Genomic DNA, 12,156 nt, shown 5'->3' with positions numbered 1-12,156 from the left:
GCCGATGGCGAGGTCGACCTTGTCGTCGGCGTAGGCGGCCGCCAGCAGGCTCTTGCCCACGTCGGGCTTGCCCTGGTCGTCCTTCTCGATCACCACGATCTTCTTGCCGGCCACCATCATGGTGCCGCCCGTGGCGTAGTTCAGGCCCATCATCAGGCCCGCCTGGGTCTGCTTGGCGTAGGCCTCCAGCGGGCCGGTCTTGCTGTGGATGTGGGCGATGCGGATCTCGCCCTTGTTGGCTTGGGCGAAACCCAGGGTGGCCGTGCAGGCCAGGGCGATCACCGCCAGGCGGCGGGTGGTGTCGAACATGCTTGTCTCCTGATGGTTGCTGGCACAGCGCGGTGCGCCGTGCGCCTCTTTTGCACATGCCGTGCCAACCCGGCAAGGCCTTGATGCCAAAGGAATTTTCTTCTGCCCCTCGATCGAATGCCTGAATTTCAGACAATCGATTGCGCTCAATTTGTCTGAAATTCAGACAGACGCCGGAATTTCAGACAGACCGTCCAGCGTCGAGAGCCGGTCGTACAGGCTGGCGCGCGAGATGCCCAGCAGCTTGGCCGCCGCGCTGCGGTTGCCGCCCGTGGCCGCCAGCGCCTGCGCGATGGCCCGGCGTTCGAGCTCGGCGATCTGCTCGGCCAGCGGGCGCAGAGCGTCCTGCCGCGCGGGCGCGGCGGGCGGCGTCTCGCGCACCGGTGCCAGGGCGGGCAGGCCGGCCTCGCGCAGCACCTCGTCCACCTGCGCGGCATCGATGAGGGCCGAGTCGGTGCGCAGCGCGAGCTGCTCCAGCACGTTGCGCAGCTCGCGGATGTTGCCGCGCCAGGCCTGCGCGGCCAGCAGGGCCTGGGCCTCGGGGCCGAACTCCAGCTGCGGACCGCCGCCGCGCGCGGCGATGTCCTCGCACAAGGCCTCGATCAGCAGGGGCACGTCGCTCTGGCGCTCGCGCAGCGGCGGCACACGGATGGGCAGCACGTTGAGGCGGTAGTACAGGTCCTCGCGGAAGCGCCCTTCCCTCACCATCAGCGGCAGGTCGCGCGAGGTGGCGGCCACCACGCGCACATCGAAAGGCACCAGCTGGTTCGAGCCCAGGGGCTCGATCTCCCCTTCCTGCAGGGCGCGCAGCAGCTTGACCTGCATGGCCATGGGCATGTCGCCCAGTTCGTCGAGGAACAGCGTGCCGCCGTCGGCCAACTTGAACTTGCCGTCGCGGCCCTTCTTGTCGGCGCCGGTGTAGGCGCCGGGTGCGACGCCGAAGAACTCGGCCTCCAGCAGGGTCTCGGGCACGGCGGCCATGTTCACGCTGACGAAGGGCCGGCCCGCGCGCGGCGAAGCGGCGTGGATGGCGTGCGCGAGCAGCTCCTTGCCGGTGCCCGTTTCGCCGAGCAGCAGCACCGGGCTGCTGGAGAGCGCGGCGCGGCGCGCCTGGCGCTTGACCTCCACCGCCGCCGCGCTGGTGCCGACGAAGCTGGCGAAGGTGTACTTGCTTCGGCGCTGGTGGGCGAGCTCGCGGCGGGCGTCGTTCAGGTCCTGCTCCAGCCGCGCGAACTTGGTGATGAGAGGCTGCAGCGTGGTCTCGGGATGGTCGAACAGCACGATGCCAAGCACACCGATGACCTCGCCCGCGTCGTCGCGCAGCGGAATGCGCGTGACGACGAACGTGCCGGCGCGGTTGGTGAGCAGGTCGATGAGGATGGGCTTGCCGGTCTCCAGCACGCGGTGCATCTGCGTGTTGTGCACCACGTTGCTGACGGGCTGGCCGACGAAGTCTTCCTCGCGGTCGAAGCCGAGGGCGGGCAGGAAGCGCCGGTACTGGTCGTTGATCCAGACCACGCGCGCGTGCCGGTCCACCAGCAGCATGCCCTCGCTGGCGTTGGCGAAGAGATCGAACATGGAGCGCGCGGCGAGCTCCAGGATGCTCTGCGCGTCGCGGGGCAGGCGGTCGTCGCGGGTCATGCCCGGGATGGTACCCGGGGTGGGTATGCGAGAGAAAGCGGCCTTATTCCGATCGACTCGCCCAGCTTGCCATCCCGAGCACCACCGCTGCCGCGCCCAGTTGCCAGGCCAGCAGCGACCATCGTCCCTCCAGGGCGGCCCTCAACAGGCAGAGGCTTGCGCTGGCACCCAGCAGCAGCAGTTGATGGCGGGGCTTTGGCCGCACCAGCAACACGGCCAAGGTCAGACCCAATGCCACCCCACCCAACCCATCACCATTCATGTCTCTGTCCCGCCTTGTCTCAACCCTTGGGCTGACGTCGTTTGTTCCATGCGATGCGCAGGATGCATGCCAGCGGCACGGCGTGCGGCAAGGCTTTCCAGAGCAGCCCTCGCCAGATATCAGGCCACGAATCCATTGGCGCTGCCCAAAGAAAAATCGACAACGCCGTACCCAGGACCGTTGTCAGATAGGCCACCAGGTAGGCGACGGCATACAGCCGCCAAGGGAGTGCTTTCATGGCTCGCGTCTCGGCACAGGCGAAGAAGCGGGCGACTCTAGGCGAGCACCCCGGACAGCGATGCCCTCGAATCGGCGGGTTCAGGCAATGATGAAAAGCAAGAAGCGGCTCGCGGCCTGAGGTCCGCGAGCCGCCGCAGCGCAGTTGGGGTGGTTCAGGCGGTGGCCAGCTTCCGTTGCCGCCGCGCCAGCAGCCTCGGCACCACCAGCACCCCCACCACCACGAGCAGCAGCACCAACGACATCGGCCGCTGCACGAAGATCAGCCAGTTGCCTTCGCCGATCGACAGCGCGTTGCGCATCTGCGCTTCGGCCAGCGGCCCGAGGATCAGGCCCACGATCACCGGCGCGGCCGGGAAATCGAAGCGGCGCATCAGCACGCCCAGCAGGCCGATGCCCAGCATGAGGTACAGGTCGAAGGCGCTCTGGCGCATGCCGTAGACGCCCACCGTCGCGAAGATCAGGATGCCCGCGTAGAGCTGCGGGCGCGGGATCTTCAGCAGCTTCACCCACAGGCCCACCAACGGCAGGTTCAGCACCAGCAACATCACGTTGCCGATGTAGAGCGAAGCGATCAGCGCCCACACCAGGGCGGAAGACGTCTGGAACAGCTGCGGACCCGCGTTGATGCCGTAGTTCTGCAAGGCAGACAGCAGGATCGCCGCCGTCACCGAGGTCGGGATGCCCAGCGTCAGCAGCGGCACCAGCGTGCCCGTGACGGCCGCGTTGTTGGCCGCCTCCGGCCCCGCCACGCCCTCGATCGCGCCGCTGGTGCCGAACTGCTGCCGCGCCTCGGGATCGGCCAGCTTGCGCTCGGTCGCGTAGCTCAGGAAGGTGGGGATCTCGGTGCCGCCGGCGGGAATGGTGCCGAAAGGAAAACCGATCGCCGTGCCGCGCAGCCAGGCCGGCCAGGACCGCCGCCACTCGCCGCGCGTCATGTGCACCTTGTTGAGGTGGTTCATCGTGGTCTGCATGCGGCCTTCGTACAGCGCGTTGTAGAGCGCCTCCGTCACCGCGAACAGGCCCACGGCCACCAGCACCACTTCCACGCCGTCCATGAACTCCAGAATGCCCGCCGTGTACCGCACCTGGCCCGTGATCTGGTCGATGCCCACCAGCCCCAGCGAGATGCCCAGGAACAGCGCGGCCAGGCCGCGCAGCGCGCTCTGGCCCAGCACCGAGCTCACCGTCGTGAAGGCCAGCAGCATCAGGCAGAAGTACTCGGGCGGGCCCAGGCGCACGGCAAAGTCGGCCAGGATGGGCGCGAACAGCGTGACCAGCACGGTGGCGATGGTGCCGGCCACGAAGGAGCCGATGGCCGCCGTGGCCAGCGCGGCGCCCGCGCGGCCGTGCTTGGCCATCTTGAAGCCTTCGAGCGCGGTCACCATGGTGCCGGTTTCGCCCGGCGTGTTGAGCAGGATGGAGGTGGTGGAGCCACCGTACATCGCGCCGTAGTAGATGCCCGCGAAGAAGATCATCGAGGCGGTGGGCTCCACCTGGCCCGTGATGGGCAGCAGCATGGCCACCGTGACGGCCGGGCCCAGGCCCGGCAGTACACCGATGGCCGTGCCCAGCGCGCAGCCGGCCAGCGCCCACAGCAGGTTGATGGGCGTGCCCGCGGTGGCAAAGCCACCCATGAGTTGAGCAAGGATGTCGCCCATGTCAGACCGCCCGCCGGGCCGCCCCAAGGGCGGGCTGCGCCCCCTCGGGGGGCAGCGAATACACAAAGTGAGGAGCGTGGGGGTTCATGTTCAGATCCAGCCGCTGGGACTGATGCCGGGCAGGTTCACCGCCAGCACCTTGGTGAACACCCAGAACACCGGCGCCGCGATCAGCACGCCGGTGACGAGGTCGATGAAGGTGGTGCGCACGCCGCCGGCCGCGCGGCCTTCGCTCAGGCGCAGGCCGCGCACGGCCAGGGCATAGCACAGCGTGCAGCTCAGCACGAAGCCGATGGTGGTGATGAGCGAGGCGTTGGCGACCACGCCGCCGGCCACCCAGGCCAGCGCGCGCCAGTCGCCGCGCTCGGCGCCCGAGGGCGCTTCCACATGGCGCCAGCCGCCGCGCAGCGCCTGCCACAGCAGCAGCGCGCCGCACACGGCCATGGCCGCGCACATCACCCAGGGCAGGAAGTCGGGGCCCACGCCCGCGTATCCCGCGGCCGAGGGAATCTGCCAGGCACCGACCGCCAGCACCACGGCCACGCCCAGCGCGCCCAGGCCGATGGCCACCTGCCCCGCGTCCGTGGACGCGGGCTGCTGCATCTGCTCGCTCATGACCAGGCCTGGGTCAGACCATGCCGGCGCGCACCATGGTCGCGCGCAGGGAGGAGAAGTCGCGGTCCACGAACTCCTCGAAGGCCTTGCCGGTCAGCAGCGCGGGCGTCCAGTTGTTTTTCTTCACCGCCTCCGCCCAGGACTTGCTCTGCGTGGCCTTCACCACCATGGCCACCAGCGCGTCGCGCTGCGCGGGGGTGATGCCGGCCGCACCGTACACGCCGCGCCAGTTGCCGATCTCCACGTCGATGCCCTGCTCTTTCAGCGTGGGCACGTTGATGCCGTCCAGGCGCTTGCCCGAGGTGACGGCAATGGCGCGCATCTTGCCGCTCTCGATGTAGGGCTGGAACTCGCTGTAACCGCTGCCGCCCACGGTGACGTTGCCGCCCAGGATGGCCGCCACCGCCTCACCGCCCCCACGGAAGGGCACGTAGTTGATCTTGGCGGCCGGCACGCCCACGGCCTGCGCGATCTGCGCCGCCGCGATGTGCTCGGTGGAGCCACGCGAACCACCGCCCCATTTGACGCTGCCCGGGTCCTTCTTGAGCTGCTCGACCACGTCCTTCATGGTCTTGAGCGGCGACTCGGCCGGCAGCACGAAAACGTTGTACTCGGTGGTGAGGCGCGCCACGGGCGTGACCTGGGTGATGGACACCGGCGGCTTGCCGGTGATGATGCCGCCCAGCATGACGGCGCCCATCACCATGAGCGCGTTCGGGTCGCCCTTGCTGGCGTTGAAGAACTGGGCCAGGCCGATGGCGCCGGCCGCGCCGCCCTTGTTCTCGAAGGTCACCGAGGAGGCCACGCCGGCGTCGCGCAGGGCGTCGCCCAGCGCACGGCCGGTGCCGTCCCAGCCGCCGCCGGGGTTGGCGGGGATCATCATCTTGATGTTGGCGCTGGCCCAGGCCGCGTTCGGCAGGGCGCCAGCGGCGGCCAGGGCGGCCAGGGATTTGAGGAAGGTATCGCGGCGCATGGCTTGTCTCCGTGGTTGATGGGAACGACGCCGCGAATGGTCGGGTGGCGGGCTGTCAGTTGGCTGTCGGGCGCCCTGGGATAAACCCTGAGGCGCGCGCGTCCCCATAATCGGTCCCCCCATGAAACTCCTGCTCGTCGAAGACAACACCACCATGCAGGCCACGCTGAGCCGCGCCTTCGAGCGGCGCGGCATCCAGGTGGTGACCTGCGACGACGGCGAGCGCGCGCTGGCGGTGTGGCGCGACACCCAGCCCGACGCCGTGCTGCTGGACCTGTCGCTGCCCGGCAGAGACGGCCTGGAGGTGCTGGCCCAGGCGCGCGGCAGCGGCCTGAAGACGCCCGTGATCATCCTCACCGCGCGCGGCACCGTGGGCGATCGCATCCTGGGCCTGAACACCGGCGCCGACGACTACCTGCCCAAGCCCTTCGACCTGGACGAGCTGGAGGCCCGCGTGCGCGCCCTGGTGCGCCGCGCGGGCGACGCCGACGCCGCGCCCGCCGCCTGGTGCGGCATGGCCGTGGACCGCGAGAGCGGCGCCGTGTACCACCTGGGCCAGCCGCTGGAGCTGCCGCCGCGCGAGCTCGCCCTGCTGCGCGCCGTGCTCGCGCGCCCGGGCCACGCCATCGCCAAGGAGCGCCTGTTCGAACTCGTCTTCCCCGGCGAACCCGACGTGCAGCCGGAAGCGATCGAGGTCGTGGCCTACCGGCTGCGCAAGAAGATCGCGCACACCGGCGCGCAACTCGTCACCCTGCGCGGCCTGGGCTACCTCATCAAGGCCCAGCCATGAAGCCGCGCGCGACCTCGCTGCGCCGCACCCTGCTGCTGGGCATCCTGCTGCCGGTGTTCGGCTACGTGGTGTTCAACACCGTGGTGCTGTACCGCCAGGCCCTGGCGGCCGCCGACACCGCCTACGACCGCACGCTGCTGGCCACCGCCAAATCGCTGGGCGAGCAGCTGCAGGTCACGTCGCAGGGCGGCGAGGTCCACGTGCAGGCCACGGTGCTGTACTCCGCGCTGGAGGCCTTCGAGGCCGACAACCGCAGCCGCCTCTTCTACCGCGTGAGCGGCTTCCAGGGCGAGATGGTCTCGGGCTTCGCCGACATGCCCGCGCCGCGGCGCCACGCGCCCTCGGACAACATCTACGCGGCGCTCGTGAGCTTCTACGACGACCACTACCGCGACATGCCGGTGCGCATGGCCGTGCTGCTGCAGCCGGTGGCCGGCGTGCAGGGCCAGGGCATGGCCACCATCCAGGTGGCCGAGACCCTGGAGCTGCGTGAGACGCTGGCGCGCCAGATCCTGGTGGACACGCTGTGGCGCCAGGCCGCGCTGCTGGCCGTGATCGCCTTCGTGGTGGTGCTGGTGGTGCAGCGCGCCACGCGGCCGGTGCGCGACATCAGCCGCGCCCTGGCCTCGCGCAGCGAGAACGACCTGTCGCCCCTGCCCGGCCAGGACGCGCCGCGCGAACTGCTGCCGCTGCTGGACGCCACCAACCAGCACATGCAGCGACTGTCGCAGCTGCTGGAACACCAGAAGCGCTTCGTGCGCGACACCTCGCACCAGCTGCGCACGCCACTGGCGGTGCTGAAGACGCAGGTGCAATCGGCGCGGCGCGGCGACGTGGAGCCGCGCCAGGCGCTGGACGAGATCGCGCACACCGTGGACCGCGCCACCGAACTGGCCAACCAGATGCTGGCCCTGGCCAAGGTGGAGCAGCTGCGCCAGGACCGCGACGTGCCGGTGAGCGACTGGGCCGCCGTGGTGCGCGCGGTGGCGCTGGACCTGTCGGCGCTGATCGCCGACCGGTCGCTCGACTTCGCGCTCGACGTCGGCGAGGCCGCGCCGGTGCGCGCGCACGAATGGGCGCTGCGCGAGCTCACACGCAACCTGCTGCACAACGCCATCAAGCACTCGCCGCCGGGTGGCGCGCTGCGCGTGGGCCTGCTGAGCGACGAGCGCACGGCGGCACTGATCGTGCGCGACAGCGGCCCCGGCATCGCGCCGGCGCTGCGCGAGCGCCTGTTCCAGCCATTCGCCACCGACCACCGCGCGGGCCCCAGCCTCTCGGGCTCGGGCCTCGGGCTCGCCATTTGCCGGGAGATCGTGCAATCGCTCGGTGGCCAGATCGAGCTGGACAACCGCACCGACGGCGGCAGCGTGCGCGGACTCGACGCCACGGTGCGCCTGCCCCTGATACCAGCGACCGCATGACAACACCAACCGAACCCGCGCGCGTGCGCCTGGACAAATGGCTCTGGGCCGCGCGCTTCTTCAAGACCCGCGCGCTCAGCGCCGAGGCGATCGACAAGGGCCGCGTGAGCGTCAACGGCCAGGCGGCCAAGGCCTCGCGCGAGCCGCGCGTGGGCGACACTATCGAGTTCCGCCAGGGCAGCGAGGCGCGCGTGGTGATCGTGCGGGGCCTGAGCGCGGTGCGCGGACCGGCACCCGTGGCGCAGCAGCTCTACGAGGAAACGCCCGAGTCGGTGGCGCGCCGGCTGGCCGCGGCCGAGCAGCGGCGCCTGGCGCCCGAACCGGCATTGAGCCAACCCATGGGACGCCCCACCAAGCGCGACCGGCGCACGCTCAAGGACTGGGGAGACCGCTGGAGCGCGTCGCTCGACGACGACGGCAGCGAATGAACCTGGCCCCGCGCGCCGGCCTCAGCCCTTGCGCAGGCCCAGCCACATGACCGTGGCCACGACGATCAGGCCGCCGGCCACCTGAATGGCCGCGATCGATTGCCCCAGGAACACCCAGGCCAGCACCAGCGCGAAGATGGGCTCGATGTTCATGATGGCCGAGTTGCCCACCACCCCCAGGCGCGGCAGCACCGTGAACATGATGGTGAAGGCCGTGCCATAGAGGAAGGTCAGGCCCAGCAGCCCCCACCAGCCCGGCAGGGCGTTCGGGAAATGCAGCCCGCCCTGCGTGGCGCTCGCGGCCAGCGCGATCACCGCGACGATGCCCATGGTGGTGGCGGTGCGCAGGCGGCCGTCGAGATCGCCCGCCTCGTGCTGCGTGAACACCAGCGCCAACCCGAAGCTCGCGGCGGCCGCCAGCGCGAAGCCAACGCCCACACCGATGCGCGCCCAGTGCCCACCCGCGCCCAGGCCCGAGGCCGCGCCCGACACGTCCAGCGCCAGCGCCAGGCCCAGCAGCATCAGCGGCATGGCCTTGAGCAGGTGCGGTGCCGGCTTCTGGCCATAGACGATGCGCGACCACAGCGCCGTCCACAGCGGGTAGGTGTTGAAGGCCAGCAGCGCCAGCGCCACCGGCAGGCGCGCCACCGCCGCGTACAGGCACAGGCTCTGCACGCCCACCAGCAGGCCGATGGCGGGCAGCGCCTTGCGGTGCCGCGCGGTGAGCGCCAGGGGCACGCGGTAGAAAAACAGAATGCCGGCCACCACCAGCGCGGTGATGCCACTGCGGAAGGTCACGGCCGTGGCCACGGTCACGCCGTGGTCGAAGGCCAGGCGCGCGGCCACGTGGTTGGCACCCATCATGAAGGCGATGAGCAACAGGGTGGCGAACGCGGTGCGCGACAGGCTCTGAGACATGGCGGGTCCGGCGGCAACAACAGCAGGAGGGCAAAAAACAAAGGCGCCCCGCAGGGCGCCTTGTCGATGTGAACATCTGGCGGAGTGAGAGGGATTCGAACCCTCGATGAGGCTCTACACCCCATACTCCCTTAGCAGGGGAGCACCTTCGGCCACTCGGTCATCACTCCGCGAAGCCCGCATTATGCCCCAAAGCACAAGCGGGCCAGGCCCTCTCAGGCGCTGATCGTGTCGGCGGCCTGGTCGAGATCGAACTCGCGGTGCAGCGCGCGCACGGCCAGCTCCATGTACTTCTCGTCGATGACCACCGAGGTCTTGATCTCCGAAGTGGAGATCATCTGGATGTTGATGCCTTCGGTGCTGAGGCAGCGGAACATGCGGCTGGCCACGCCCACGTGGCTGCGCATGCCGATGCCCACGATGCTGACCTTGCAGATGCGGTTGTCGCCCACCACGTCGGCGGCGCCCAGCGCGGGCACGACCTGCGACTTGAGCAGGTCCAGCGTCTTCTGGTATTCGTTGCGGTGCACCGTGAAGCTGAAGTCGGTTTTGCCGTCCTTGCTCAGGTTCTGGATGATGACGTCGACCTCGATGTTGGCGTCGGCCACCGCGCCCAGGATCTGCGCGGCGATGCCGGGCTTGTCGGGCACGCCGAGCACCGAGACCTTGGCCTCGTCGCGGTTGAAGGCAATGCCGGAAACGACGGCTTGTTCCATGTCTTCGTCTTCCTCAAAAGTGATCAGGGTGCCGGAGGCCGCTTCTTCGGCCAGGTCGATGTCCCAGGGCGTGAAGCTGGAGAGCACGCGCAGCGGCACGTGGTATTTGCCCGCGAACTCCACCGAGCGGATCTGCAGCACCTTGGAGCCCATGCTGGCCATCTCCAGCATTTCCTCGAAGCTCACGCGCAACAGGCGGCGCGCCTCGGGCACCACGCGCGGGTCGGTGGTGTAGACGCCATCGACGTCGGTGTAGATCAGGCACTCGGCGGCCTTGAGCGCCGCGGCCACGGCCACGGCCGAGGTGTCGCTGCCGCCGCGGCCCAGCGTGGTGATGTTGCCGCCGTCGTCGATGCCCTGGAAGCCGGTGACGATGACCACCTTGCCCGCGTCCAGGTCGGCGCGCACGCGCGCGTCGTCGATGGATTCGATGCGGGCCTTGGTGTAGGCGTCGTTGGTCTTGATCGGCACCTGCCAGCCCGCGTAGCTCACCGCCTCCAGGCCTTCGGCCTGCAGCGCGATGGCCAGCAGCGCGGACGAGGCCTGCTCGCCGGTGGCCGCCAGCATGTCGAGTTCGCGGCCATAGGACTTGCCCGGTTTGGCGGGCGCGACTTCCTTGGCGAGCGCCAGCAGGCGGTTGGTTTCGCCGCTCATGGCGCTGGGCACCACCACCATCTGGTGGCCGGCCTTGTGCCATTTGGCGACGCGACGCGCGACGTTGCGGATGCGTTCGGTCGACCCCATGGAGGTGCCGCCGTACTTGTGAACGATGAGGGCCATTGGAAGGGAAGAAGGACGCGGCGCGGCGCGTCCTTCAGGGCTTCGTCGGGGCGCGCGCCGCACAGCCACTGGGGCCGGGCAGAACCGCGGGATTATACCTAGGGGGTATAGGCCAGGCACGCGCCGTCGCGCACCACGAAACCCTCGGCCACCTTGAGCCGGATCGCGTGGCCGCGCGTGCGGCAGGCCCCGACCTGGTCGAGCAGTTCGTCGAGCTGCGCGGCGCTCGGCGCCACGCCGTGCGCGCGGCGCAGCCAGTGCCGCAGGGTGTTGGCCTGGCGGTCGCGCGACAGGCCCTGCAGCGCCACGATGCGCGGCGGCTCGCCGGTGGCCGCCAGGTCCAGCGCCGCCAGTTCGTCCAGCAGGCGCTGCGCCTGCGCCGCGTGCGCCGCGCAGCGCGCGAGCGCCGCGCGGTAGCCCGGAAAGGCGCGCGCCCAGGCCGGCATCAACTGCGCGCGGATGCGGTTGCGCGTGTAGCGCTCGTCGCCGTTGCTGGGGTCGTCAACGAAGCGCTGGTCGCGCGCGATCAGCGCTTCACGCAGCGTGTGCGCGGGCACGCCGAGCCAGGGCCGGCCAAAACGCTGGCCATGGCGCTCGAAGGCCTCGGGCATGGCGGACAGGCCGGGCAGGCCCGCGCCCCGCGAGAGCGCAAGCAGCACGGTCTCGGCCTGGTCGTCGCCGTGCTGCGCGAGCAGCACCCAGCCGATGCCCCGGTCCCGCGCCAGGCCCGCCAGCGCGGCGTAGCGCGCGAGACGGGCCGCGTCCTCGGGGCTTTGGCCCGGTGCGTGCCGGGCGTCGACGCGGGCCACGTGCACGGGCAGGCCCAGGGACGCCGCGACCTCACGCACGCAGGCCTCGAAGCCGTCGGCCGCGGCCTGCAGGCCATGGTGCACATGCAGTGCCACGCAGCGCCCCGGCCAGCGCGCGTGCGCGGCCAGCAGCAGGGCCACCGAGTCGGCGCCGCCGCTGCAGGCGATGCCGATCGGCGTGGTGTCCTGATCGAGGGAATGGCGCGCCGCCCAGCGCTGCAGCTCGGCGGCACCGGGGAAAGCGTCCGCCTCAGCGGCGGTCTTTGGCCTCGGCCTTGGTGTCGGTGAAGCGGCCATAGCCATCGAGGCGCGCATGGCGGCGCTCCAGCAGTTCCTTCACCTTGAGGTCGGCCACCTGGCGGTAGGCATCGCCCAGGGCGCGCTTGAGGAAGGCGGCCATCTGCTTGTGGTCGCGGTGCGCGCCGCCCACGGGCTCGTTGACGATCTTGTCCACCAGGCCCAGGGCCTTGAGGCGGTGCGCCGTGATGCCCAGGGCCTCGGCCGCGTCGCTCGCGCGCTCGCTGGTCTTCCAGAGGATGGAGGCGCAGCCCTCGGGGCTGATCACCGAATACACCGAGTACTGCAGCATCAGC

General features: G+C 70.3%; 13 protein-coding genes, 1 tRNA gene and 1 pseudogene. 3 read left to right on the top strand and 12 right to left on the bottom strand.

Annotated features, from left to right (window positions below; translation table 11 throughout):
- From BGO22_RS13240 to BGO22_RS13210, 7 genes are all read right to left on the bottom strand, one after another.
- Nucleotides 1-309, bottom strand: a 309-nt coding sequence (locus tag BGO22_RS13240; RefSeq protein WP_286851225.1) for an ABC transporter substrate-binding protein, incomplete at its 3' end; no start/stop codon positions are given.
- A gap of 162 nt (nucleotides 310-471) precedes the next feature.
- Nucleotides 472-1,950 carry a sigma-54 interaction domain-containing protein gene (locus BGO22_RS13235; protein ID WP_070398060.1) on the bottom strand — a complete coding sequence of 493 codons (1,479 nt, stop codon included), beginning with the start codon at nucleotides 1,948-1,950 and terminating at the stop codon, nucleotides 472-474.
- A 43-nt stretch (nucleotides 1,951-1,993) separates the two neighbouring features.
- A complete protein-coding gene (locus BGO22_RS13230) occupies nucleotides 1,994-2,212 on the bottom strand; it encodes a hypothetical protein (RefSeq protein ID WP_286851224.1) in 219 nt (72 codons plus the stop codon).
- A gap of 19 nt (nucleotides 2,213-2,231) precedes the next feature.
- Complete coding sequence (locus BGO22_RS13225; RefSeq protein WP_139146957.1) at nucleotides 2,232-2,450, bottom strand: hypothetical protein; 219 nt, start codon at nucleotides 2,448-2,450, stop codon at nucleotides 2,232-2,234.
- Nucleotides 2,451-2,604: 154 nt separating this feature from the next.
- Complete coding sequence (locus tag BGO22_RS13220; protein WP_070398061.1) at nucleotides 2,605-4,110, bottom strand: tripartite tricarboxylate transporter permease; 1,506 nt, start codon at nucleotides 4,108-4,110, stop codon at nucleotides 2,605-2,607.
- Nucleotides 4,111-4,200: 90 nt separating this feature from the next.
- The gene (locus BGO22_RS13215) at nucleotides 4,201-4,725 is read right to left on the bottom strand and encodes a tripartite tricarboxylate transporter TctB family protein (RefSeq protein WP_083292955.1); all 525 of its coding nucleotides are present in this window, start codon (nucleotides 4,723-4,725) and stop codon (nucleotides 4,201-4,203) included.
- A 13-nt stretch (nucleotides 4,726-4,738) separates the two neighbouring features.
- Nucleotides 4,739-5,698, bottom strand: a complete 960-nt coding sequence (locus BGO22_RS13210) for a Bug family tripartite tricarboxylate transporter substrate binding protein (RefSeq protein WP_070398063.1) — start codon at nucleotides 5,696-5,698, stop codon at nucleotides 4,739-4,741.
- A gap of 121 nt (nucleotides 5,699-5,819) precedes the next feature.
- Between BGO22_RS13210 and BGO22_RS13205 the strand changes: the two genes are divergently transcribed.
- Genes BGO22_RS13205 through BGO22_RS13195 form a run of 3 tightly spaced genes read left to right on the top strand, consistent with a single transcriptional unit; the run spans nucleotide 5,820 to nucleotide 8,340 of the window.
- The gene (locus BGO22_RS13205) at nucleotides 5,820-6,488 is read left to right on the top strand and encodes a response regulator transcription factor (protein ID WP_070398064.1); all 669 of its coding nucleotides are present in this window, start codon (nucleotides 5,820-5,822) and stop codon (nucleotides 6,486-6,488) included.
- The gene (locus BGO22_RS13200) at nucleotides 6,485-7,912 is read left to right on the top strand and encodes a sensor histidine kinase (protein WP_070398065.1); all 1,428 of its coding nucleotides are present in this window, start codon (nucleotides 6,485-6,487) and stop codon (nucleotides 7,910-7,912) included. Before BGO22_RS13205 ends, BGO22_RS13200 begins: the two co-directional genes overlap by 4 nt.
- Entirely contained in the window at nucleotides 7,909-8,340 is a 432-nt protein-coding gene (locus tag BGO22_RS13195) for an RNA-binding S4 domain-containing protein (protein ID WP_070398066.1), read from the top strand. Before BGO22_RS13200 ends, BGO22_RS13195 begins: the two co-directional genes overlap by 4 nt.
- A gap of 21 nt (nucleotides 8,341-8,361) precedes the next feature.
- Here BGO22_RS13195 and BGO22_RS13190 read toward each other — a convergent pair whose 3' ends face one another.
- The 5 genes and pseudogenes from BGO22_RS13190 to BGO22_RS13170 form a co-directional block, all read right to left on the bottom strand.
- Nucleotides 8,362-9,258, bottom strand: a complete 897-nt coding sequence (locus BGO22_RS13190) for an EamA family transporter (protein WP_070398067.1) — start codon at nucleotides 9,256-9,258, stop codon at nucleotides 8,362-8,364.
- A gap of 77 nt (nucleotides 9,259-9,335) precedes the next feature.
- Nucleotides 9,336-9,428 (bottom strand) — tRNA-Ser (locus BGO22_RS13185).
- A 45-nt stretch (nucleotides 9,429-9,473) separates the two neighbouring features.
- Nucleotides 9,474-10,754, bottom strand: a complete 1,281-nt coding sequence (locus tag BGO22_RS13180) for an aspartate kinase (RefSeq protein WP_070398068.1) — start codon at nucleotides 10,752-10,754, stop codon at nucleotides 9,474-9,476.
- Nucleotides 10,755-10,852: 98 nt separating this feature from the next.
- On the bottom strand, nucleotides 10,853-11,878 hold the full coding sequence (tilS, locus tag BGO22_RS13175; RefSeq protein WP_254668116.1) for a tRNA lysidine(34) synthetase TilS: 1,026 nt from the start codon (nucleotides 11,876-11,878) through the stop codon (nucleotides 10,853-10,855).
- Nucleotides 11,814-12,156: pseudogene (locus tag BGO22_RS13170) on the bottom strand (acetyl-CoA carboxylase carboxyl transferase subunit alpha); the annotation flags it as partial. The pseudogene BGO22_RS13170 and the gene tilS, both read right to left, overlap by 65 nt.

This window comes from Hydrogenophaga sp. 70-12 (assembly GCF_001897365.1).
Taxonomy (GTDB): domain Bacteria; phylum Pseudomonadota; class Gammaproteobacteria; order Burkholderiales; family Burkholderiaceae_C; genus Hydrogenophaga; species Hydrogenophaga borbori.
Note: the sequence above shows the minus strand (reverse complement) of the source record. Positions and strands in the feature narration are given on the sequence as shown.